Consider the following 24,984-nt stretch of genomic DNA (forward strand, 5'->3'; position numbering starts at 1 on the left):
GAAGCATGCAGGGCAAAACACATTTCGGCCACTCTTGCGCGCCGCGCATCGGGTGATCAGCTCACCTGCGCACTCCTGAATGACGTAATGACGAACGCGCTAGCTTGCAACGTCCGCACGCAGCGAGCGAGGCGGCGTTACAAACAGCCGCAGCAATCCCATCGTCAGGAATACGGCAGATAGCCGCAATGCCATGCCGAGCCAGCCACTGGCGGCCGAATCGGACACCGCAAAGACCGTCCAGGCTGCATTGAGCGAGACATGCAGCACCCAGCCGCTCCAGATCGTGTAGCCGTCCTGCGCATCCACAATGGCAAACAGCAGCGCTCCGATGCCGGTGATGGCGAAGATCAATAAGGCGTCGCCGCCTCCGCCGCCTGCCCCCAGCCAATGCACGCCGCCGAACACAACGGCTTGTACCAACGCGGCGATCGCCGGACGCCAGGCCAACGCGCGGCAGGCAAAGATGAAGCCGAAACCACGAAAGACGATTTCTTCGGCCAGCGGAAACAGCAGCGCCAGCCACAGCAGGCCAAGCAGATCGCCGGTGCCGACCGAGGTGGATTGCGTCCATAGCCCAAGCCAGCACGGCAGTGTGGCCAACAGCGTCAGCGCCGGGCCGCGTAAGCCGTTCCAACGCAGCCCCAGACGCGCTGCGATCTCGCCTGGCGTACCAGGACGCAGCAAGGCCGCTGCAACGAGCACGACCACCACGCTAAGCAGATTGTCGGCAATCCCGCCGCCGTAGGGCACGGGAATCTTGGGGATAGGCAGGCCGACGAGCTTGGCCACGTCGCGCACCTGCAGTGCGATCAGCAGTACCAATAACCAGACAAGATGCTTGGTGAATCGGCGCTGCGGCATATCGAGCGGCATGCAGACGTCCTTGCGTGCAGAGGCGCTGACTATAACGGCGGCGGCGAGATCGCCGCAGTGTCATGGGTCATGCATGCCGTGCGACGCCAGCCGTCTCCGCGGCGCGTCTGCCGCTTGCACCGGCTGCAGCATGCAGCCTTGTAGCGCGCTTAGCGCTTCTCCAACGTGGCGCGATAGCGCAACAAGGCTTCCGGCGCATCGGTCTGGATGATCGACACGCCATCGCGGTACAAGCGGCCCCACACCTTGTCCGGGTCGCGCTCGGCATCGGCGTCGCCGCCGTAGCCGGCAATGAAGCCTTCCCACAGCGAGTTGACCATCAGCCGTACGTTGTGCGCCTTGCTCACGGCGACCAATGCCGGTAACTGCGCTGCCGACATCTTGGGCAACTCGAACGCGGCCGGATGCGCGTTACGTGTCTGCGCGGTGGCGATCGCGGCCAGATCGGCATTGCCATGCGCGTTGATCAGGATCGGGAAGAAATACACCTTGTCGAACGGCAGCATTGCGGCCAGCGGCGGCGTAGCAATGCCGGCTTCGGCCTTGACGATCACTTGATGCTGCATGCCGGCACGGGCAACCGCATCGACCACCTGCACGTAGATCGCATCCTTGACGTCCAGATTGAGCAGGATATGGCCCTTGGACCTGGCCAGCATCTGATCGAGCGTGACCACGCGTTGATCGGTCAGCGGTGCCTGCGCGCCACCTTCGTCGCTGCGCAGGCGCAGCTTTTGCAAGTCGGCCAAGGTCAGCTCGGACGGTTTGCCGGTGCCGTCGGTGGTGCGGTCCACGGTGGCGTCGTGCAGCATCACCAGGGTGCCGTCGGCGGCACGCCGCACATCGGTTTCCATCACATCGGCGCCGATGGTGATGCAGCGCTCAAGCGCGGCCAGCGAGTTTTCTGGTGCGGTGTCTTTGAAGCCGTGCTCCGGTGCCGGTGCGTGGCAACCGCGATGCGCCACCACTACGATGCCGCCGTTTGGATTGGTCAGCCGGGCCTGGATCGCGGCGACACCGGTGGGCGCTGCGGTTGCAGTGGTGGCGAGCGCCACGCACAGCATCGCCGCAAGTGTGGCAACAGAACGTAATGTCATCGAATAACTCCGCTTGAATGTGATTGACAGAATGACAGCGCTTCGTCGGGCGGCGCGGCCAATGCGTGATGCACGCTGCGGCAGCTAGCGCGCGTGCGCTGCACGACCACCACTGCGCCGGTACTCACACCTAACGACCGCTCGCGACGCGTCTTCGCCATGCTTAAAACGTCGGCGTAAAGCGCAGACCGAACCAATAGGTGGTGGGCACCGAGTAACTGTCCTTGAGCAGATTCTGCCCGGGACCGGTCACGCTGGTGATGCGGCTGTGGGTGAGGTTGCTGACCTGGCCGATCAGGCTGAGCTGTTTGCTGATCGCATAAGTCGCAGTGAAATCCAGCTGCGAGCGCGGCGACCAGTACAGATCCTGCCAATCGATATTGCTGACGATGGCACGCAAGGCTTTGCCCTGACGGTTGTAGGCTGCGCGCAACTCCAGACCGCCGGTGTTGTAGAACAGCGTGGCATTGGCAGTGTAGTCCGGCTGGCCGACCAGGTTGTCGAGCTTGCGCTCGCGCTGGGCCACGTTGCTGCCGCTGCCGACGCTGTAGGGCACATCCAGGCTGCCATCGAGCACCGCGAAGTTCGCACTGAAACCGACACCGCTCAGCCACGGCGCGAGCGGTGCCAGGGTGTTGACTATGCCGTTGAATTCCACCCCGCGGATGCGCGCCTTGGCGGCATTGGCCGGCGTGCTGATCAGCGCGTTGGCGTAGGTGGTGCCGTCGAAGGTGAAGCTGTCGGTGCGCGAGAGCGTAAAGATCTCGTCCTGGATGCGCTTGTCGAACACGGCCGTAGACGCGAACGCATCGAAATCGCCGGGCAGCCGCCATTCCAGCGACAGGTCCCGGTTATTGGACACGCGCGGCTTGATGTCCGGGTTGCCGATGGTGACGGTGACGCCTTGCGCATTCGGGTTGCCGGCATCGGCAGTGTTGACGAAGCCGATCGAGGTGCGCGCTGCATAGGCATCGTACGGCGGGCGACCGAGCGTGCGGCTGGCACCGGCGCGCAGGTCGAGTGCGTCGGTGAGGTGGTAAGTCATGATCGCCGAGGGCAGCAGATAGTCGTAGTCCGCATTGGTCGGATTATCGACATACACGTAGCGATTGGTGGCGGTGTCGAGCTGCCGCTGGCGGCCGACCGTGTTGAGCTTGGTGCTGTCGAAATGCAGGCCGCCCTGCACGTTGAAACGCTCGCTGCGATAGCTGACCAGGCCGTAGCTGCCGAAGGTTTTTTCGGTATGGGTGAAGTTGTCTTGATTGCTGAAAGCCTGCTGGTCGGTGCTGTTGAATGCGCTCAGCGGTGTCGCAGCCAACGCGCGATTGGCCTTGTCCGGATCGATGGTGAGCAGGTTCAGGCCGGCATAGCGCATCGGCGCCCTGCCGGTGCCTGCCACATCGGCCAGGCCGAACGCCGGCGCGCTGGTGTTGGGCTGATATTCGACCCGATAGATGTCGTAGGACGGTTTGTCGGTGGTGTACGACACGCCTGCCGCAAAGCCGATGCCCTGATCGCTTTCGCCCTGGTTGAAGCCGTAATCGAGCCGGCCGGTGAGGATGCGATCGGCCGCAGTGCGTTTATAGTCCGGGCGCCAGTACGACAGGCTGTAGTTGTCCAGGTTGTTGTAGGCCTGCGGCGATACCCCGAAGCGCTGATCGAAGCCGGAGGTGTCGTAATTGAACGCGTAGTTGGGCGTGGCATTGATGGTCACCCCACTGCCGGTCTGGCCCACCGGCACGGGCGCCGCGCGGGTGATGCCGGTGGCGTACTTGATCATGCGGATCGGCTCGTCGTAGGTCGCATCCGACCACGCACCGCGTGCAGAAAACTGCTGCCGATCGGTGGGCCGCCAGATCGTGCCCAACTGCGCCACCTTGGTGCGCGTGGTGACGATCTGGTTGGAATAGCCCACCTCGATATCGCCACCGGGATAGCTGCCGGAGGTGGCAGTCTGATTGAACACCTGGCCACGGTTGCGCGGGTCGATGAGGACCTCGTTGCGCTGCATGTTGTCCTTGAAATAGTAGTAGCCGGCCATCGCATAGGCTTCCAGCGCAGCACTGGGATGCACCTCGAACTTGCCAGTGACGCCATAACGGTCGCGCTGATTCTGCACGTACCAATACTTGTCCTGTTGCGGCACTGCCCAGCCATTGCCCAGGTTGGCACCGGTCTGCAGCACGCCGTTGTTGTCGTAGAACCCGTAGTGCACCGTGTCGGTGGTCATATGGGTTTCGGTGTAGCTGCTCAGCGTCTGGTAATTGGCCGACAGCGTGAAGCCGTATTGCTGCTCGCTACCGAAGGTGCGGCTGCCGGTGGCGTTCAAGCGATAGCCGGGGTCGTCCTGATCGCGCGGCTTGCCGACATCGTTGGCGTGGCCGAGCGCGGCTTCGGCGCTGAAGAAGGGCTTGCCGCCGTTTTCGAACGCGCTGCGCGTCTTGAGGTTGATCGCCCCGCCCGTGGCATTGGGATCCAGATCGGGCGTAAACGTCTTGACCACCTGCAACTCGCTGACCATCGACGCCGGCAACAAATCCAGACGCACGCCGCGGGTGATCGAGCCGAGCGTGCCGTTCGGCGTGCCGGGCGAGGCGATGGTCAGCCCATCGATGGTGACGTTGTTGTAAGACGGACCCAGGCCACGCAAGACCGGTGTGGCCGCTTCGTCGCGCGGGTGCTCGTTGTCGGTCGCCGGCAATACCGACAAACCGGGCACGCGGCGTAATGCTTCGACGATGGTGCTGTCTGGCAAGGCGCGCACATCGGTGGCGCTGATGACGTCGGTGATATTGGTTGCTGCGCGCTTGCTTTCCACCGCGGCGGCGTTGGCACGACGCACGCCGGTGACCTGCATGGCATCGAGGGTCTGCACACCGGTTTTGGTAGTGGGCGGTGCGTCGGCGTTGGTTACTTCGCCTTGTGCCGATGTTGCCGATGAAGGCGATGCAGCAGGATCTACGGAATCTGTAGATGCATCCGGCGACGATGGAGAACGTTGCTTTGCCGTCGCAACTTCAGCATCGGACGTGGTTGCCTCTTCAGTATTAGCCGTAGCTGTATCTCTAGGTGTAGGTGTAGGTGTAGGTGTAGGTGTAGGTGTAGGTGTAGGTGTAGGTGTAGGTGTAGGTGTAGGTGTAGGTGCAACTACACTCGCTGATGCGCTCGCAGTCGTAGCCATAGCTGCAGAAGACGTTTGAGCTGCGGCGTCGGCCGGCATCGCTGCACGCTCGTTGGCGCAGGCCTGCGAAGCTGGCGAACATGCCGCAATGGCCACGGCGAGAACGGACAAGTGCAAACGGTACGAATCGGAGCGCTGCATGGAATCCCGTAAGTCGCGCAGCAAGGACGCCGCGCCTGTAAGAAAGCACGCCACCGTAGCCAGTAAAAATGACCCTTGCGTGTCGCTTGCATCGCACTGAAAAGACACTGCGCAGTGATGTCTCCATATGCGAAGCAGCAGTTTTGCTGGCGTAGGAGCGCGCTTGCGCGCGATGAGGCTTCCCCGGTGATGCCAATCGCGCGCAAGCGCGCTCCTACGGCAGCCAGAGTGCATCCCAGAATGGATAATCGCCGACCCTTTCAACCAGTCCAGCGCGCAGCGGATTGGCGATAAGGTAGCGAGCCACGCTGCGCAGATCGTCTTCCTTGCGCAAGGCACGGTCGTGGTAGGCACGCGCCCAAACCGCCTCGCGCATCCCGCGTTGCCTGTTGACCGCACGCGTGCTGGCTGCCTTCATGCATGACACCGTTCGCGCCAGTGGCGTCACATCTCCCAACTGCACCAGCCAATGGACATGGTCCGGCATCAGTACCCAAGCAAGTAACGTGGCATCTTCCGGCAGCGCGGCGATGAATGCGCGGCACGCCGACGCGGCCAGCTGAAAATCGTCGAACACACGTCGCCGCTGGCAGGTTGTGACGGTGAGTAGATAGCAGCAATTTGCAAGCGAGCGCCGGCCGCGACGTAGCGCACGATGTCCTGGTGAAATAGAGCTGAGCATCGATACATTCTGGCCCACCCATGCAAACGCTTGCATCGGAGTCGGATGCTCGGGTCGGTGAGAAAACTCCCGAAACGTAGGAGCGCGCTTGCGCGCGATGGGGCATTACCGGGAAAGCCTCATCGCGCGCGAGCGCGCTCCTGCATTGATCTCCTACGGCTGCACCACCGTCATCGTCGCCGGCGTACTGCGCCCCACACCGCGCAGCTCCGGACGGTACATGTCCTCCACCAACGACGGCGGAACCGTGTACGTGCCCGGCGTGACTGCACGCACCAGGTAGTACACCTGCGCCTTGCTGCCCGAGGACAGCGACAGCGCGGCCACGTAGCGGTCGTCGCGGAACTCTTCGTGCTTGACGTCGGCAGCGCTGGAACGCTCGCTGATGCCGATGCCGTCCACCACCACATCGGCCCACTGCTTGGCATCGCCCAGATTGAAGTTCTCGATCTCCAGGCCGGCCGGCAACAGGTCGGTGAGCAACGCGTCCGGCATGCTGCTGTTGGCGGTGATGACCACCCGCACGATCAACGCTTCGCCCTCTTTGAGCGGACGCGGCGTCCACGGTTTGCCGTCGGTGGTGTACCAGCTGCGCTCCACGCTGAGGTTGCGCGTGTCCGGCTCCGGTGTGCTGCGCGGAATGCCGGCCACTTCCAGGCTGGCGTACATCGGTGCTTCGCCCTGCGGTGCGAACTGCACGCCGCGCGCCAATGCGGCGCTATCGAAACTACGCCCGAACAGGCGTGCCGGCGCAATTTCCTGCACCTCGCCGCCCACTGTCAGCGTGCCGGAGACCTGCTTGCCCTGCCCCACCATCAACGCCTTGCCCAAGCGCGCCAGCGCCACCTGCTCCTGCGTGCTCAGCCACAGCCACCCGGTGGCGCGACGTGCATCCAGCGCGCGGCCTAGCGCAACCGCACGGGTGTCGTACTCGGGCTTGGACAAGCCACGCTCGTGCAGCAGCGCCATCATCAACGCATCGTCGCGGATCGCACTGCCGTAATCGGCGAAGTACAGCGGACGCTCGCTGCTGTCCTTGGCGAACCCTGCCTTGATCGCCGCCTGCCCACGCTTGGTATCGCCCTGCAGCGACAACGCCGCACCCAGATGCACCAGCGACAAACCGGTCAGTGCCTTGTCGCGCTGGTTGTCGTACAGCGCGCGCAGCGTGCCCAGCGGGGCGCGGTTGACGCGTGCCAACACATACCCCGACCAGGCCTGATTGGCGAACTTCAGGCTATCGCGGCGATCCTGCCCGTAGAACTCGTTGCCACCGGACAGCAAATCTTCGCTGAGCCGATTAAGCGCTTTCTGCAGCACGTTGTCGGGCACTGCAAATCCGGCGTCCTTGGCGTCGAGCAGGAACTCGGCGATGTAAGGCGTCAGGCCCGGATTGACGTAGCCGTCGTCGCCCCACATCGAAAAATGCCCGCTGGCGATCTGCATCGAGGCCAGGCGACCGAACGCGCCTTCCATGCGCTCGCGGCGCGTGGCCGCATCCAGCCCCTTGGTGCCCAGCGCCTTGGCGGTGGCATCGTCGAGCAGCAGCGCCGCATAGCCCTTGCTGGTGGTCTGCTCGGCGCAGCCATACGGATACTCCAACGCCCCCTGCAAGGCGCTGGCGAACGGAATCGGCGGCAGCGGGCTGACCACCATGCGCGCGGTCACCGAGCCGGCCATCAGGCCATCGGCAAAGCCGCTGTCCAGGGTGATCGGCGCCAGCGGATCGAGCACGCGCGTCTGCGCACGCAACACCTGCGGCCAACCGGCACGCACCGGCAGGTCGTAGCTGCGGTCGGCCTTGAAGCCGTTGCCGTCCACACGCACGCGCACCTTGGCCACGCTATAGCCTTCGGTGGCGCTCAACGGGAAGCTCAGCGTCTGCTTGGCATCCACACCGAGCTTGACGCTGCGCGACGCCTCGGCGATGGCCAATGGGCCAACACCCTCTACGCGCACATTGAACTCGCCCGGCTTGCCGGTGAAGTTCTGCACGTCCAGCGTCACCGTGCTGCGGTCGCCCGGCGCCATCACGCGCGGCATGCTGGCCTCGGCCAGGATCGGCGCGCGCACCACGGTTTCCATCGCGTGATTGCCGAACCGCGTATCCGAATACACCAACGCCGAGACGCGCAGCGTGCCGTTGAAATCCGGCACCGGCAGTTGCACGCGCGCATTGCCCTTGGCATCGAGTTTTACCGAGCCGGAAAACAGGTCCACGGTCTGCACGCGCGCGGTCGGGCGCTTGGCTTGCGGCAAGGCTTCCAGGGCCATGTCGCCGCCGAACTTGAGCTTGCCGCTGGCGCCTTCGAAACTTTCGATCACCCGCCCATAGATATCGTAGGAATCGGTACCCAACCGGCGCTGCGCGAAGAACTGCGCGTTGGCATCGGGCACCGGGAAGCGGGTGATGTTGAGGATGCCCACGTCCACCGCAGAGATGGTCACGTGCGCAGCCTTGCCGGCCAACTCCGGCACGCTCACCGTCACCGGCAACGCCTGCTCGGGGCGCATCTGCTTAGGCGCAGCCAAGCCCACCGCCACACGCCGTGTCTTGCGATCCATCGGCACAAATGCCACACCCACCGCGCGCGCCGGGGTGATCTTGCTCGGCGCACTACCACCGCGAAATACCAGCGCGGTGACGTACACATCGTGGCGCTCCCAGCCTTCCGTCACCGGGATTTCGAAGGTGCTGCCCGGCTTGACGTCGATGTCCTGCACGTACAGCAGCTTGTCGCTTTCCACCAACAGCACGCCCTTACCGGCATGCGGCGGGGTAAGCGTGACGGTGAGCGTGTCGCCGGCGCGGTAGCCGGTCTTGTCCAGCGCCAGCTTGACCTTGTCCGGGCGCGCATCCAGACCGCGGTTTTCGTCGTTCCAGCTCCAGCCGGCACGGAACGGATAACGCGTGGTCAGGCCGGTGGCCGGGTCGAACACGTCCAGGCGGTACTCGCCCCACTCCACCGGCACATCAAGCTTGGCATTGCCGCTGCCGATGTCGAGCGTGCGCGTGTCCTTGTTCTCGAAGCGGCGGGTGAAGTCGTAATCCCAATGGTCGTCGGTGTAGTTCCAGTGGTAGTCGCGCAGCTCGCGCACCAGCGTGGCTTTCAGGCCCTTGGCCGGTTGCGGCTTGCCATCGGCATCCACGCGGGTGATTTCGAAGCGCGCATTGCCATTGGCATCGGCGCCGTCTTTGTCGTCGAACAAGGGGCGCACGCCGACCAGCGCCTTGGCCGGCCACAGCACGCGCTTGACGGTGCGGGTGACGGTGCGCCCGCCGGTTTCGTACACGCTGCCGGACACCACCGCCGCAATCGTGCTCACCGGCTTGGCTTCGGCGGGCAGCGCGATGTCTTCGCGCAATACGCCGTCGCTGCCGAACTCGGTGTCGATCACGTCCTTGGCTTCGCGCGGCAGCTCCAGCGTGGGATCGCCGAAGAACCAGCCCGGCAGGGACTCGAGCGGATGCTGTTCGACGCTGACCGCGAGCTTGGCAGTGAAGCGGTTGCCATCGGCCGGCGCGCCATACAGATAGGCGGCGTTGGCGACCAGCTTGAACGGCTGGCCGGCACTGAGGGTCTTTTGCGTGCTGTCCAGGTCCAGCTTCATGCGCTCGGGCAGGAACTCTTCCACGCGCACGGTCATGCCCTGCACGGCGTCCTTGCTGGCCGGATCGGTGCGGAATTCCACCTGCCAGCGCCCGGTCGGCGCATCCGCCGGAATCTGCTGGGTGAACTCGAAATAGCCCTGCTCGCCGGGCTGCAGTCTGGTTTCGCGGAAGGTCTTGCCGTCCGGCTGCTTGAGGCGCAGGAACACTGGCTGCGGCTTGGTCGGCTTGCCGTCGTTGTCGCGCAGGATCGCCGACACGCGCATGGTCTCGCCGGGGCGATACAGGTCGCGACCGGCCCAGGCAAATACATCGAACCACGCGCTTTGCCGCCCGGCCACCGCAAATTCGCTCAGATCCAGCGCCGGCTGGTTGAACGGCAGCACCGAGATATCGGTCTTGCTGCGCGCCGTCAGCACGTGACCGGCATCGAGCGTGTAGTTGAGCAGCGCGTTGCCGTTGCCGTCGGTGGCACCCTTGAGAAACAGCTCGCCCTTGGCATCGAGGATGCGCACTTCCACGTTCTTGATCGGCTCACCGCTCTGCAGCGAGGCGGTGTGCACGAACAGCTTGTCCTTGTACGCACGCGTGTGCAGGCCGATGTCGCTGACGGTGAAGAACGCGGTATCGAAACCATTATCGAAACTCCCGGCGCGCTTCATCACCGCGAAGTACAGGCCCGGCTCCTGCAGTTCCTTGATGTCCTGCGTGGGCAGGTAGGTCAGCACGCGCTCGTTCTGCTTGCCGCCAAGAATGAAACGATTGACGTAGACCGGGTCGGCCAGCTTGGACAGCGGTTCCTTGTCGCTGTACTCACTCTCCAGCTCCCAGCTGCCGCGACGACCGCCGCGCTGAAACTGCTGAAAGAACGCCGGCAGCGATTTCTCGCGCACGCGCAAAAATTCAACGTCCACCTCCGGTACGTTGACCGACACCACCGGCAGACCGCGGCTCTCGCGCGCCGGCAGCACGCTGCCTTGCGAAGCGAACCCGGCAACAGGCTTCAGCTCGCCGGTATAGACCTTTTGCTTGAGCGGCTTGCCCAGGCGGCTGCCATCGGCGGCCAGCAGGTTGGCGTCGATCAAGACCGTGTAGTCCTTGGCGGCTTCCACATACGGGTAGCGCAGCGTCTTGCCGTCGTCGGACAGCGACCAGCTGCTGTCGCCGGTGCCGACCTTTTCTTCGAAGCGCACCAGCGCATCGAACTCCTGGGTACCGACCAATGGCCGCGAGAATTCCAGCGCGAGCGACAGGCCGTCGCTGGTCTGGTCGGGATAGGCGCGCGCCAGCGCAAAGCCGGTAATGGCCTGCTTGTCGGCCTTGATCGCCTCGCCGCTGGCGGTGGGCAACTGGCCGCTTTCGTTGCGCTTGCACGCCACCCCGCCGATCGCCACGGTCAGCAACACCACCCACAGCAACATGCGCCGCGTGCCCGACCACTTCATCCCTGATTGCTGGCTGTCCATTCGTGCTACCCCATGACTGAGGACGCAAGTATAGCGATGCCGTTCACGTCACTGATGGCGGCGATGGCGGCGAGGCATGGACTTACCGATGGGCGGCGATCATGCGCCGCTAGGCAAGCGTTGCGATGGCACCGGCGCGCCCGACCTGCGGACGCAGTGGTTTTATTGGTCGCATCTTGTTGGATGCAGTCAAAAGTCCAAAGCAAAAAGCCTAGTCGGTCGAGGGCGCGATGCCCTCACCGCTCGCGGGACACGCCGTGAATCCGTCCATGGAGGCTCAGTGGCGGCATCCATGCCGCCACATGGTCCCGCAATCGGCGAGGACACCGCACCAGAGAGTTGACGGGTTGCTTTGTTGAAAAACATGCACACCGACCATCTCGACAGGTCCTTGCCCGCCCACCAGCGCGGGACCTTACGCGGCATGGATGCCGCGTAAGAGCCTACACGGACGTACTTGCGGCGTGTCCTGCGATGGTGGGCGGGCAAGGGCCCTGCAGCCAAGTGGAAGATCAACCGCTCTGCAACTGATCTATCCGCGCTAAGCAATCACTTCGACATGCTGAGACTTGAGTCGCAGCGCCGTTTAGATGCAGTCAGAAGCTCAGGTAAGAAACCTTGTCGGTCGAGTGTACGGTGCCCTCACCGCACAAGAGAATTCGTCGGTTGCTTTTGTTGAAGCTACGCAGACCGACCATCTCCACTGGTTCTTGCCCGCTCACCGTCGCGGGACCTTACGCGGCATGGATGCCGCGTAAGAGCCTACATGGACGTACTTGCGGCGTGTCCCGCGATGGTGGGCGGGCAAGGGCCCTGCAGCAAAGTCGCAGCTCAGCGGCCCTGCAACGGACCGGCGTGAAGTCGTTTTGTTCGCCGCTCTTAGTGCAACTGCAACAACGTACGCATGTACATGTCGATCAACGCCGCCTTGTCCGCACGCAGGCAGGCCTGCACGTTCGGTATGCCAGCGCCTTCGCGGGTGTACCCCTGCGCATCGACCTCCAGATGCAATGGCGTGGTCGGGCACAGCGCGGGGCGCAGCAGCCAGGCCACCGGCACCGCGTCGAACAAGGTAGGCGTTGCACTGGCCCAGGGCTGGTCGGTATTGCGCCACTGGTAGTACAGCTGAGTGAGCGCATCGGTAAGCGCATCGCCATGTGCAAACAAGGCGATGCGCTCGGGTTCTTCCAGCGTGATCTGGGTGGCGTCCAAGGGCAGCAACACAATCGGCACGCCTGCCGAGAACACGCGCTGCGCAGCGGCCACATCGGAGAGGATGTTGTACTCCGGTGCCGGCGCACTGGCCAGGCGATACGCCGACTTGCCATAGCCCACGCGTACCGAGCCGCCCATCGCCACCATGCGCTTGAGCTTGGCAAAGCCGGCCGGGTCGCGCTGCTGCGCCAATGCGGCGTCGGTCATCGGCCCCAACACCAGCAAGGTCACCTGACCGGGATGCTGGCGAGCCTGCTGCAGGATCATCGCCGCCGCATCCGGCAGCTTGCCTGGCAACTGTCCCTTGGCCGCCCAACGCGCCTGGCTGAAGGCAATCGTGCTGGTGGTACGCGCGCCCACCGCCAACGGAACCTCGCTCCGCCCGGCCTGCTGCAACAGGCGCTGCAACAACTGCGCACGCAAGCTGGTATCGCCCCAGGCCGATGCGATGCCCAGCACGCGCAACTGCGGGCTACGCAACAACAGCCCCAACGCAAACGCATCGTCGATGTCGTCGCCGATATCGGTGGAGACCACCAGCAACTCGGTGGATGTGGGCGTTGGCGCTGCCTGCGCTGCACTCGCCGCAGGCGTCTGCGCCCACGCCACTGTCGACGCACACCACAGCCCCACCACCCACCACGTATTTCGACATATCCGCTGCATGCATCTGCTCCTGCCGCCATAAAAAAACCGCCGGCATCATCGCCGGCGGTTCAAGAGTGCTACACCACAACGCCGATCAGAAATTGGCGCGGAATTGCGCACCGACGATGCGCGGATCGTTGATGAAGCCGGTGAGGTTGTTGAAGTCGATCGCACCGGTCACGCGGATCTGGTTGGTGCAGTTGCGGCAGAACACCGACAACTCGTACGCACCCGCGCCCCAGTTGTAGCCGATCTTGGCGCCGCCTTCGACCAGCGGCTGGCCGGTGAACTCCTTGGAGTCGTACAGGAAGAAGTTCACTTCGCTGCGGTAGGACCAGTCGGTGTAGAAGAACAGCTCGCCGTCGTTGCCCATCGGGATGCCGTAACGCAGCGTGGCATTGGCCATCCACTTGGCAGCCTGCGGCAGATCATTACCATCGATCAGCGCATTGCCGGCGGCATTGAGCGGGTCGGTCACGGTGCAGGTGCGGCACACGCCCACCGACAGGCTCGGGTCGTCGATGCGGGTCCAGTTGTAGGCGCCACCGGCGGTGACGCGCAGGTTCTGGGTGATCAGCGCTTCGACGTCGAACTCGGCGCCGCGCGCCTTGGTCTTGTCGGCGTTGAGCAGACGCACGTCGTTGGAGACGCCACCCACCGCGGTGAGCTGCTGATTCTTGACGCGGAAATCGTAGATGTCGAAGCTCAGACGTGCGCGGTTGTCGAACAGATCCGACTTGATGCCGATCTCGAACGAATCCACCGTTTCCGGCTCGGCCACCGTCAGCGGCGCGGTGCCCGAGGGCACGCCGAAGCTGGCGCCGCGGAACCCGCGTGCGGCACGTGCATACAGGTTGACGTCGTCGTTGAGGGAGAAGGTTGCCGCCAGATCGCCGGTGACCTTGGAGTTGTCGGTCTCGCCGCTGGAGGGCTCGACCAGGGTGACGCGGTCCAGCGCCAGCACGTCGAAGGTCTTCTTGTCGTAGGTGTAGCGGATGCCGGCGCGCAGGTTCAGGCGGTCGGTTGCCGCGTAGTTCAACGAGCCGAACGCCGCCCACGAAGTGTTGCGCTGGCGGGTCAGCTGATAGCTGGCCAGGTCGCCGCCGCTGAAGGTGTTGTAGGTGTAATTTTCGCCTTCCACATCGTCGTGGAAGTAGTACAGGCCGGCCTGCCAGTTGAGCGGGCCCTCGTATTGCGATTCGGCACGCAGTTCCTGGCTGTACTGGTCCAGGCTCTTGATGCCGCCGGCGGTTTCCACCGGGAACGGAATCACGCCCGGGCCGGACGGCGGTGCGAACACCGCGCCGAAGCCGCCGTCGATATCGCCACGGCTGTAGTACTTGCCGATGCCTTCGTAGGCGGTGATCGAGTGCAGCGCGATATCGCCAAGATCCCAGGTCAGATTGGCGCTGCCGCCGTAGGTCTGCAGCTCCTGGTTGTTGGCGCCGTCGATGAAGGATTTTTCTTCGTCGAAGCCGTCCACCAACTGGTTGGTGCCGGGCTGGATGATGTTGGCGCGGAACAGGCGCGCGGTGCCGTCCAGGTGACGCGCATGCGCGTTGAACAAGGCGCTGAAATCGTCGCTGGCCTGATACAGCAGCTGCAGGCGCACGGCCGAGTCGGTATAGCCTTCCAGATCGCGGCCGTCGCTGTTTTCCACCCAGTCGTCGCGGCGCTGGCCCAGCGTGGACAGACGCGCCGCCCAATGCTCGCCCATCGCGATGCTCAGGCCGCTCTCCAGCGTCATCGTGCCGTAGGTGCCGTAAGACAGGCTGGCGTAGCCGTCATTGGCGCCGATGGTCGGCTTGACCGAATTGAACTTGACCACACCGGCCGGCGTATTGCGGCCGAACAGCGTGCCCTGCGGGCCGCGCAGCACTTCCAGGCCTTCCAGATCGAAGATCGGGAAGCCCTTCAGAAAGGCGTTTTCCTGCACCACGTCGTCATAGATCAACGACACCGGCTGCGAGGCGTAGGTGTTGAAATCGGTGTTGCCGTAGCCGCGGATGTACACGCGCGGGAACACACGGCCGTTGGACGATTCGATATTGAGGCTGGGCGCCTTGCCGGCGAGCACGCGAATATCCGAGCCGCTGGTGGAGATGGCATCCAGAAATTCCGGACGCAGCACCGAGGCCGACACCGGCACGTCCTTGGAGTCTTCCGAACGGCGTTCGACCGTGACCTTGACCGCGTCCAGACGCACGACACCGTCGTCGCTGGGCGCCTGCTGGGCAGCGGCATGGAACGGAAGAAGGGAAGCGACGGCAACGGCGAGCGCGCTGATCTTGAGCGACCGGCTGGCGGACATGGGAAAGACTCCGGATTCTGGTGGCGGAACGGCCTGATCTGCATGCCGCGTTGCAACAGAATTAACACGATTTACACAAATTTGGCAGAGCGCGTGCGAAAAAGTTTTCGGAATTCGAAAAGGTGTTCGAATTAATGCAACACGGCCGTGCAATTTGTGCGTTGGTGCGTACTGGGTCTCAGGCCCCGGTGCCTGGCGACGGGTCGCCTAGACTGGTGACGGGTCGCCTAGAAAGGAGGCTTGAGCCTGCTGTTCCAATCATGGGGAAAGGCGCTGACATCGCCAGCGGTGGCGGCGGCATTCCATGACGCTTGGCGCCGATCACTGTGCCTGCAGAACATCACCCGGTACCCGCACCCAGCCTTCCATCAGCACCCGCGCACTGCGGCTCATCAGCGCCTTGGTCACCTGCCACTGGCCATCGACCAATTGCGCCTCGGCCCCAACGCGCAACGTGCCGGAGGGATGCCCGAAGCGCACCGCCGAGCGCGTCGCGCCGCCCGCCGCCAAATTGACCAAGGTACCGGGCACTGCGGCGGCGGTCCCGATCGCCACCGCCGCGGTGCCCATCATCGCGTGATGCAACTTGCCCATCGACATCGCGCGCACCAGCAGATCGAGTTCGGCCGCGTGCACCGGCTTGCCGCTGGAGGCGATGTAATCGGCCGGCGGCGCAACGAACGCCACCTTCGGCGTGTGTTGCCGCGTGGCGGCATCTTCTACCTTCGCAATCAAACCCATCCGCACCGCACCATGCGCACGCAAGGTCTCGAACATGGTCAATGCACGCGGGTCGCCATTGATCGCCTCCTGCAACTCGGTGCCGGTGTAACCCAGATCGCGCGCGTTGACGAAGATGGTCGGAATGCCGGCATTGATCAGCGTCGCGGCGATCGTGCCCAGGCCCGGAATCTCCAACTGATCGATCAGCTTGCCGGTGGGGAACATCGCCCCGCCCTCGCCTTCTGCAGCATCGGCCGGGTCGAGAAATTCCAGCTGCACTTCGGCCGCCGGAAAGGTCACTCCATCCAGTTCGAAGTCGCCAGTTTCCTGCACCTGGCCATCGCTCATCGGCACATGCGCCACGATGGTCTTGCCGATATTGGCCTGCCAGATCCGCACCGTCGCCACACCATCGCGCGGCACTCGCGCGGGGTCGATCAGGCCATTGGCAATCGCAAACGGCCCCACCGCCGCCGACAGATTGCCGCAGTTGCCGCTCCAGTCCACGAACGCACTGTCGATGGAAACCTGCCCGAACAGATAGTCCACATCGTGCCCGGCGCGCGTGCTTGCAGAGACAATCACGCTCTTGCTGGTGCTCGAAGTCGCCCCGCCCATGCCATCGATCTGCTTGGCATACGGATCGGGGCTACCGATCACCCGCAACAACAAGGCATCGCGCGCCGGACCGGGCTGCTGTGCAGCGGCAGGCAAATCCTGCAGGCGAAAGAACACGCCCTTGCTGGTACCGCCGCGCATGTAGGTGGCGGGGATGCGGAGTTGGGGGAGATGGGTCATGGGTGAAGGCCGGGATGGGGGATTGGGGATTAGAGCGGCAGTACGACGCCGGGAGCCATGGACGCTAGTGTGCTTGCGATGCCGATGTCGCTTTCAACGCATCTCGATTCCCGGCTCCCGATTCCCGGCTCTCCAGAAAATCCTGCGCAAACCGTTGCAGCACGCCGCCCGCCTCGTAGATGGACACTTCCTCGGCAGTATCCAGCCGGCACGTCACCGGCACCTGCAACTGCTCGCCGTTGCGCCGATGGATCGACAGCGTCAGCGTAGCGCCGGGCGTGCGTTCGCCCATCACGTCGAAGGTTTCGCTGCCGTCGATGCCCAGCGTCTTGCGGTCGGTGCCGGGCTTGAACTCCAGCGGCAACACGCCCATGCCGATCAGATTGGTGCGGTGAATCCGCTCGAAGCCTTCAGCTACGATCATCTCCACCCCGGCCAGCCGTACGCCCTTGGCCGCCCAGTCGCGCGAGGACCCTTGCCCGTAATCGGCACCGGCAATGATGATCAGCGGCTGCTTGCGCGTCATATAGGTTTCGATCGCCTCCCACATGCGCAGCACCTGCCCTTCCGGTTCCAGACGCGCCAGCGAACCGGCGGTGATCTGTCCATCGACCACAGCCATTTCATTGATCAGTTTGGGGTTGGCGAAGGTGGCGCGCTGCGCGGTGAGGTGGTCGCCGCGATGGGTGGCGTAGGAGTTGAAGTCTTCTTCCGGCACGCCCATCTGCGCAAGATATTCGCCAGCGGCACTGCCGGCCTGGATCGCATTCGACGGCGACAGATGGTCGGTGGTGATGTTGTCGCCCAGCACCGCCAACGGACGCATGCCATGCAAGCTGCGCGCACCGGCCAGTGCGCCCTCCCAGTACGGCGGGCGACGGATGTAGGTGCTGGTCGGCCGCCAGTCGTACAACGGACTCACGCGGATGCCCTGCCCCACGCTGCGCTTGAACATCGGGTCGTAAACGCTACGGAAGTGCTCCGGCTTGACGCTGCGCGCCACCACCGCATCGATCTCCGTATCGCTGGGCCACAGATCCTTGAGCGTCACCGCCACGCCATCGGCATCGATACCCAGCACATCTTTTTCGATATCGAAGCGCACCGTGCCGGCGATGGCATAGGCAATCACCAACGGCGGCGATGCCAGAAACGCCTGCTTGGCATACGGATGGATGCGCCCGTCGAAATTACGGTTGCCCGACAACACTGCTGTCGCATACAGATCGCGGTCGATGATCTCCTGCTGGATCACCGGATCCAGCGCGCCGCTCATGCCATTGCAGGTGGTGCACGCGAACGCGACGATGCCGAAGCCCAGTTGTTCCAGCTCGCTCAGCAAGCCGGCGTCTTCCAGATACAACTGCACCGCCTTGGAGCCTGGCGCCAGCGAACTTTTCACCCACGGTTTGCGCGTCAGTCCACGTGCATTTGCATTACGCGCCAGCAAACCGGCAGCGATGACGTTGCGTGGGTTGGAGGTGTTGGTGCACGAGGTGATCGCCGCGATGATCACTGCGCCATCGGGCATCTGGCCCGGCACGTCTTCCCACGCGCCGGCAATGCCGCGATCGGCCAGCTCTCTGGTCGCCACCCGCTTATGCGGATTGGACGGGCCGGCCATGTTGCGCACCACGCTGGCCAGATCGAACTGCAGCACGCGCTCGTACTGCGCGGTGACCAAGTCATCCGCCCACAAGCCGGTGTGGCGTGCGTAGGTTTCCACCAACGCAATCTGCGCGTCTTCGCGCCCGGTCAGACGCAAATAGTCCAGCGTTTGCTGGTCGATATAGAACATCGCCGCGGTGGCACCGAACTCCGGCGTCATGTTGGAAATGGTCGCGCGATCGCCAATGGTCAGCGCAGTGGCGCCGATGCCATAGAACTCCAGGTAGGCGCCGACCACACGTTGCTGACGCAAGAACTCGGTCAACGCCAACACGATGTCGGTGGCGGTGATACCGGGTGCTGGCTTACCCAGCAACTCCACACCGATGATGTCGGGCAAGCGCATCCACGACGCGCGCCCCAGCATCACGTTTTCCGCTTCCAATCCGCCCACACCGACTGCGATGACACCCAGCGCATCCACATGCGGGGTGTGGCTGTCGGTGCCCACGCAGGTATCGGGGAACGCCACGCCATCGAGCGTATAGATCACCGGCGACATTTTCTCCAGATTGATCTGATGCATAATCCCGTTGCCCGGCGGAATCACTTCCATGTTTTCGAACGCGCGCTTGGTCCATTCGATGAAGTGGAAGCGATCGGCATTGCGCCGATCTTCCACACTGCGATTCTTGGCGAAGGCCTGCTTGTCGAAACCGGCATATTCCACCGCCAGCGAGTGATCGACGATCAACTGCACCGGCACCACCGGATTGACCTGCGCCGGATCGCCGCCCTGCTCGGCAATCGCATCGCGCAAGCCGGCCAGGTCGACCAAGGCGGTCTGCCCCAGAATGTCGTGGCACACCACGCGCGCCGGAAACCACGGGAAATCCAGGTCGCGCTTGCGCTCGATCAGCTGGCGCAGGTACGCCTCCAGCATCTGCGGTTCTGCACGCCGCACCAGGTTTTCGGCGTGCACGCGCGCGGTGTACGGCAGCGTTGCGTACGCGCCTGGTTGCAGCGCATCCACCGCAGCGCGTGCATCGAAGTAATCCAACGAGGTGCCCGGCAGGGGCTTGCGGTACTGGCTGTTCATGGCTGGCGATATTGAAGCGGGCGGGGGCATTTCGGGATTCGGGATTCGGGATTCGGGATTCGGGATTCGGGATTCGGGATTCGGGATTCGGATTAGAGTCTCAGACGCCTTTGGGGTTTTGCCATCTCTCATCACGATTGCGAGAGCTCGATCGCCTTCATTGAACGAAGGCGATCGAGGTGGACCACTCCAACGGCTGGCGCGTTCTCAGGGACGCTGATCCAACGGCACGAACACCTGATCTTCCGGCCCGGTGTAATTGGCCGAGGGGCGAATGATCTTGCCGTCCACGCGTTGCTCGATGATGTGCGCGCTCCAACCGGCGGTGCGCGCCAGCACGAACAACGGCGTAAACATCGCGGTCGGCACGCCCATCATGTGATAGCTCACCGCGCTGAACCAATCCAGGTTCGGGAACATCTTCTTGATGTACCACATCACCGTCTCCAGGCGCTCGGCAATGTCGTACATCTTGCGGCTGCCCTGCGCATCGGAGAGCTCCCGCGCCACCTCCTTGATCACCTTGTTGCGCGGGTCGGACACGGTGTAGACCGGATGTCCAAAGCCGATCACTACTTCCTTGCGCTCCACGCGTGCCTTGATGTCGGCCTCGGCCTCATCCGGCGTGTCGTAACGCTTCTGTATGTCGAACGCCACTTCGTTGGCGCCGCCGTGCTTGGGCCCGCGCAACGCGCCGATGCCGCCGGCGATGGCGCTATACATATCGCTACCGGTACCGGCAATCACGCGGCTCGCGAACGTGGAGGCATTGAACTCGTGTTCGGCGTACAGGATCAGGCTGGTGTGCATCGCACGCACCCACGTCTCCTTCGGCGCAAAGCCGTGCAACAGATGCAGAAAATGTCCGCCGATGGAATCGTCGTCGGTCTCCACCTCGATGCGCTTGCCGTTGTGGCTGTAGTGATACCAGTACAGCAACATCGAGCCCAACGAGGCCATCAGCTTGTCGGCGATATCGCGCGCGCCGGGATGATTGTGGTCGTCCTTCTCCGGCTGCAGACAGCCCAGTACCGACACACCGGTGCGCATCACATCCATCGGATGCGCCGACGGCGGTAGCTGTTCCAGCGCAGTCTTCACCGCAGCCGGCACGCCGCGCAGCGAGCGCAATTTGGCCTTGTAGCCACGCAATTCGCCGCTGTTGGGCAACTTGCCGTGCACCAGCAGATACGCGATTTCCTCGAACTCGCTGGTGGTTGCCAGATCCAGAATGTCGTACCCGCGGTAATGCAGATCGTTGCCGCTGCGCCCCACCGTACACAACGCGGTGTTGCCTGCAGTAGTACCGGACAATGCAACGGATTTTTTCGGCTTGAAGCCGGGATTGACGGTGTCGTTCATGCGATGAGCTCCCAAACTATGTCGTGTTGCGGTGTCACGGATGAGGTGGCGAAACATGCGCGCAGCAGAGCGCGATCATGCGCCTTTGCGCGCAAACAGCGCATCCAGGCGCTGCTCGTAGCCGTGGTAGCCGATGCGCTCGTACAGCTCTTCGCGTGTCTGCATGCTTTCGAGCACGACTTGTTGATGCCCGTCGCGACGAATCGCGGTGTAGACCGCCTCGGCCGCCTTGTTGGCCGCACGGAATGCGGACAACGGAAACAGCTGGATCGCCACGCCGGCCTGCGCAAGTTGGTCGCGGGTAAACAGCGGCGTCTTGCCGAATTCGGTGATGTTGGCCAACACCGGCACGCGCACTGCATCGACGAAGCGTTTGTAGGTGTCCAGGTCGTATGCGGCTTCGGCAAAGATACCGTCGGCACCGGCTTCCACGCAGGCGATGGCGCGTTCGATCGCCGCATCCACGCCTTCCATCTGGATCGCGTCGGTGCGCGCGATCAGAAAGAACGCCGCATCGGTCTTGGCATCGGCGGCCGCCTTGACCCGATCCACCATCTCGCCCTGGCTGACGATCTCCTTGCCCGGCCGATGCCCGCAACGCTTGGCGCCGACTTGGTCTTCGATATGGCAACCGGCCGCGCCCGCCTTGATCAGCGATTTGATGGTGCGCTCGATGTTGAACGCACTCGGCCCGAAGCCGGTGTCCACATCCACCAGCAGCGGCAGTTCGCAGACATCGGTGATGCGGCGCACGTCGATCAGCACGTCTTCCAGCGTGTTGATGCCCAGGTCCGGCAACCCCAACGAGCCGGCCGCCACACCGCCGCCAGACAGGTAGATGGCCTGGTAGCCGGCGCGCTGGGCCAGCAACGCATGGTTGGCGTTGATCGCGCCGATCACCTGCAGCGGCGATTCGGCAGCCAGTGCGGCGCGGAAGCGCGTGCCGGCGGAAGCGGGGGCGAAGACGTCATGGCGATTCCTGGGTTGGGATACGGTAGTGGGCGCAAGTGACGTGCCAACTGTAACCCGTTGATTTGACTGCCCAGCCTATTTCAATTTGTTGCAAATCCGTAACACGTGGAGCAGCATGGAACGTCATTGAAACGCGACTGCATCATGCGCACACCCTCCATCCCTGAGCCTTCCAACGTCTCATCACCGGTGATCTGGACCGTCAGCGTCTCGCGTCTGACCGGCCTGCTGGCCGATGTCATCCCCGAGTTCGACCAGCGCGCGCGCATCGAGCAGATCAACCTCGGCTTTGCCGAGGCGGTGGAGGTCATCGGCCAGCGCCTGCGCCGCGAGCGCTGCGACGTACTGGTCGCCGGCGGCTCCAATGCAGCTTACTTACGCAGCCGGCTTGCGCTGCCGCTGGCTCCGATCCAGGCTACCGGCTTCGATCTGATGGAAGCGCTGGCGCGCGCACGCCGCATCGCGCCGCGTATCGGCGTGGTCACCCACGCCACCGATGTGCCCTCGTTCCGCGCCTTCCAGCAAAGTTTCGACCTCGACATAGAACACCGCCGTTTCGTCACCGCCGAAGACGCGCGCGACTGCATCGCCGACCTGCGTGCCAGCGGCATCCAGGTCATCGTTGGCACCGGCATGGCGATCGATTTCGCCGAACAGGCCGGCTTGCCCGGCGTGCTGTTGTATTCGGCAGAGTCGGTGCGCCTGGCGCTCGAACACGCCATCGCCTTGGGCACTGCGCCCAGCAACGATCGCCCCACCGACCGCACCGGCACGCGTCGCGCTCGCCGCACCGACGCATTACTTGGCGAAGACGCGGCAATGGCGCACGTGCGCGCGTTGGTGCAGCTGTACGCACCACACCCAGGTACTGTGTTGATCAGCGGCGAAACCGGCACCGGCAAGGAATTGGTCGCGCGCCAACTGCATGCCGGCAGCCGTCGGCGCGGCCGCTTCGTTGCCATCAACTGCGGCGCCATCAGCGAATCGCTGCTGGAAGCAGAATTGTTCGGCTATAGCGATGGCGCATTCACCGGCGCACGCCGCGGCGGCCATACCGGCCTGATCGAAGCCGCGCAAGACGGCACGCTATTCCTCGACGAAATCGGCGAACTGCCGATGCCGCTGCAGACACGCTTATTGCGCGTACTGGAAGAGCGCGAAGTGCTACGTGTCGGCGCCACGCTGCCGGTCGCTGTCGACGTACGCGTCGTCGCCGCAAGCCTGCAACCGCTGCAGCTTCTGGTCGAACAAGGCCACTTTCGCCGCGATCTTTTCTATCGGCTGGCAGCGCTGCGCATCGCACTGCCGCCGCTGCGCAACCGACCCAATGAGATCGCCTTGTTGCTGACGCATTACTTCCAGCAACTCGGCAGCATCCCTTCACCACTGGCATCGACAGCGCTGCAGCGGCTGCAACAGCACGCGTGGCCAGGCAACGTGCGCGAGCTACGTAATCTGGTCGAACGCCTGTGCATCCACTGGAAGGCACAGCCGCACGACACCCTGAGCCTGGATCAATTGGAAAGCTGGGCGCCAGAGCTATTCGACATATACCTTGGCGACAGCACAACGGCACCCGAACACACCGATCTCGCAACCTCACGCATGCAACTCACTGCAACAGCAGTCAGTGCAGCGCTCGAGCGAGCAAACGGCAATCGCGGCCTCGCCGCACAAGCACTCGGCGTCTCGCGCACCACGTTGTGGCGCTGGATGCAGACGCACGCGTTGGCATCGCGTGCTTAGGATGCAAACGCACACTTGGCTTTGGGTGTTTAAGACGCAGCTGCGGGCTCTGGCATCGCCTGCTTAGGGCACAAGCACTGGGCTTGGCAGCGCGTCGTTGAGAACGCAAGAATCGCGGTCAGCAGTCACAAACCAGCGACGCAATCCACACGACATGATCGCTGCTACGTTGGTGATGCGATCCCGCTGCACACGCAGCGCCGCCCACTCCAGCGCACGCCCATTGAGCGAGCGCGTAGCGATCACTTGACCCGCGTGTACTCGCTATCGCCCGTACTCAAATGGCCGGTCGCCTGATCGATCGCGTAATTGACGGTGCCATCCGCGCTGGACACCTGCAGTACGCCCTTATTCAAGATCGCCGGATGATTCTTTGTCTTGACGCCGCTGCCCAATAACTCCGGCGTGGTATCGCGAATGATGAAGCTCTCGCCATTGTGCTCGATGCTCAGCACGTTCTTCTGCGACTTCACGTTGACCCACTTGCCCACGTACTGCTCGCCCACATCGCGGGCACAGCCGGCCATCAGCAACATCGCAACCAGAGCACTTCCAAGCAGCATTTTCATCGCCACTCCTTCTTCAACGCGGGGGTGTTGCAGGATGGCGATTCATTCGCGGGCCCGCAAGAAGCAGGCACAACCGGAACAACATAACGGTCAGGGACGTTGAACCAGTCCGGAGGCCAGCAGACTGGACAGTTGACTCTCCCAGACACATACGTACAATTTCCTGTACATATCCGGATCATCTCATGGACACCATCACTTACAGCGCCGCGCGTGCCTCTCTGGCCGACACCATGGACCGTGTCGTCAATGACCATGAGCCGGTGATCATCACGCGCAGCGGTGAGCGCGCCGTAGTCATGTTGTCGCTGGAAGACTACAAGGCCATGGAAGAGACCGCCTACCTGCTGCGCAGCCCGAAGAGCGCGCAACGGCTGCTGGAATCCATTGCCCAGCTTGAGGCCGGTCGCGGCAAGGAACGGGAACTGGCTGAGTGATTCTGCAGTTTGCTGACAATGCCTGGGAGGACTACCTCTACTGGCAACAGACCGACAAGAAGATGCTCAAACGCATCAACGAGTTGATCAAGGCCATTCAGCGCGATCCTTTCCAGGGCATCGGCAAACCCGAACCGTTGCGCCATGCGCTGGCGGGCTACTGGTCACGCCGCATCAACGACGAACACCGGATTGTCTACAAGGCCGAGAACGGTATCCTGCTGATTGCTCAGGCGCGCTACCACTACGCGTAATCCTTACCCATCCACGCTGCCGGCGACACCCGCCAAACGCAGCGTTGGACAGCCACAACGATTCGACGACATCTGTCAGGCGGCACAAATACTCAACTGAACCAGATGCTCAACACCTTGCAGGACAGCAAAAAGCCGGCACTTGGCCGGCTCTTCTCTTCTCGCGCTGAAACCCATATCTGTTACTGG

At 63.4% G+C, this 24,984-nt stretch carries 16 protein-coding genes; 3 read left to right on the forward strand and 13 right to left on the reverse strand.

Features of this window, described 5'->3' with window-relative positions:
• Nucleotides 1-99: 99 nt before the first annotated feature.
• From NDY25_RS04630 to prpB, 12 genes are all read right to left on the reverse strand, one after another.
• Nucleotides 100-876 (reverse strand): CPBP family glutamic-type intramembrane protease, encoded by a 777-nt coding sequence (locus tag NDY25_RS04630; protein ID WP_168959484.1) that lies wholly within the window; start codon nt 874-876, stop codon nt 100-102.
• Between the two features lie 149 nt (nt 877-1,025).
• Nucleotides 1,026-1,973 carry a glycerophosphodiester phosphodiesterase family protein gene (locus tag NDY25_RS04635; RefSeq protein WP_256627812.1) on the reverse strand — a complete coding sequence of 316 codons (948 nt, stop codon included), beginning with the start codon at nt 1,971-1,973 and terminating at the stop codon, nt 1,026-1,028.
• Nucleotides 1,974-2,136: 163 nt separating this feature from the next.
• Nucleotides 2,137-4,830, reverse strand: a complete 2,694-nt coding sequence (locus tag NDY25_RS04640; protein WP_233366605.1) for a TonB-dependent receptor — start codon at nt 4,828-4,830, stop codon at nt 2,137-2,139.
• 208 nt (nt 4,831-5,038) lie between these two features.
• Complete coding sequence (locus NDY25_RS23110; RefSeq protein ID WP_251756664.1) at nt 5,039-5,236, reverse strand: hypothetical protein; 198 nt, start codon at nt 5,234-5,236, stop codon at nt 5,039-5,041.
• Nucleotides 5,237-5,509: 273 nt separating this feature from the next.
• Nucleotides 5,510-5,977 carry an REP-associated tyrosine transposase gene (locus NDY25_RS04650; protein ID WP_168959482.1) on the reverse strand — a complete coding sequence of 156 codons (468 nt, stop codon included), beginning with the start codon at nt 5,975-5,977 and terminating at the stop codon, nt 5,510-5,512.
• Nucleotides 5,978-6,130: 153 nt separating this feature from the next.
• A complete protein-coding gene (locus tag NDY25_RS04655; protein WP_180336595.1) occupies nt 6,131-11,032 on the reverse strand; it encodes an alpha-2-macroglobulin family protein in 4,902 nt (1,633 codons plus the stop codon).
• A gap of 900 nt (nt 11,033-11,932) precedes the next feature.
• On the reverse strand, nt 11,933-12,904 hold the full coding sequence (locus NDY25_RS04660) for a nucleoside hydrolase (protein ID WP_168959500.1): 972 nt from the start codon (nt 12,902-12,904) through the stop codon (nt 11,933-11,935).
• A gap of 106 nt (nt 12,905-13,010) precedes the next feature.
• A complete protein-coding gene (locus NDY25_RS04665) occupies nt 13,011-15,227 on the reverse strand; it encodes a TonB-dependent receptor (protein WP_168959480.1) in 2,217 nt (738 codons plus the stop codon).
• Between the two features lie 321 nt (nt 15,228-15,548).
• Entirely contained in the window at nt 15,549-16,748 is a 1,200-nt protein-coding gene (prpF, locus tag NDY25_RS04670) for a 2-methylaconitate cis-trans isomerase PrpF (protein ID WP_168959479.1), read from the reverse strand.
• A gap of 64 nt (nt 16,749-16,812) precedes the next feature.
• Nucleotides 16,813-19,455, reverse strand: coding sequence for a Fe/S-dependent 2-methylisocitrate dehydratase AcnD (acnD, locus tag NDY25_RS04675; RefSeq protein ID WP_168959478.1), 2,643 nt, complete (start codon nt 19,453-19,455; stop codon nt 16,813-16,815).
• Between the two features lie 207 nt (nt 19,456-19,662).
• Nucleotides 19,663-20,817, reverse strand: coding sequence for a bifunctional 2-methylcitrate synthase/citrate synthase (prpC, locus tag NDY25_RS04680; protein WP_168959477.1), 1,155 nt, complete (start codon nt 20,815-20,817; stop codon nt 19,663-19,665).
• A gap of 75 nt (nt 20,818-20,892) precedes the next feature.
• A complete protein-coding gene (gene prpB / locus NDY25_RS04685; protein ID WP_256627969.1) occupies nt 20,893-21,741 on the reverse strand; it encodes a methylisocitrate lyase in 849 nt (282 codons plus the stop codon).
• A 174-nt stretch (nt 21,742-21,915) separates the two neighbouring features.
• Here prpB and prpR point away from each other — a divergent pair, with 174 nt between their 5' ends.
• A complete protein-coding gene (prpR, locus tag NDY25_RS04690) occupies nt 21,916-23,535 on the forward strand; it encodes a propionate catabolism operon regulatory protein PrpR (RefSeq protein WP_180336594.1) in 1,620 nt (539 codons plus the stop codon).
• 242 nt (nt 23,536-23,777) lie between these two features.
• Here prpR and NDY25_RS04695 read toward each other — a convergent pair whose 3' ends face one another.
• On the reverse strand, nt 23,778-24,104 hold the full coding sequence (locus NDY25_RS04695; RefSeq protein WP_168959474.1) for a hypothetical protein: 327 nt from the start codon (nt 24,102-24,104) through the stop codon (nt 23,778-23,780).
• A 185-nt stretch (nt 24,105-24,289) separates the two neighbouring features.
• Between NDY25_RS04695 and NDY25_RS04700 the strand changes: the two genes are divergently transcribed.
• Nucleotides 24,290-24,541, forward strand: a complete 252-nt coding sequence (locus NDY25_RS04700) for a type II toxin-antitoxin system Phd/YefM family antitoxin (RefSeq protein ID WP_043888988.1) — start codon at nt 24,290-24,292, stop codon at nt 24,539-24,541.
• A complete protein-coding gene (locus NDY25_RS04705) occupies nt 24,538-24,795 on the forward strand; it encodes a Txe/YoeB family addiction module toxin (protein WP_023902910.1) in 258 nt (85 codons plus the stop codon). The genes NDY25_RS04700 and NDY25_RS04705 overlap by 4 nt, the downstream gene beginning before the upstream one ends.
• Nucleotides 24,796-24,984: the final 189 nt, after the last annotated feature.

The sequence above is a fragment of the Xanthomonas hortorum pv. pelargonii genome, assembly GCF_024499015.1.
GTDB classification, from domain to species: domain Bacteria; phylum Pseudomonadota; class Gammaproteobacteria; order Xanthomonadales; family Xanthomonadaceae; genus Xanthomonas; species Xanthomonas hortorum_B.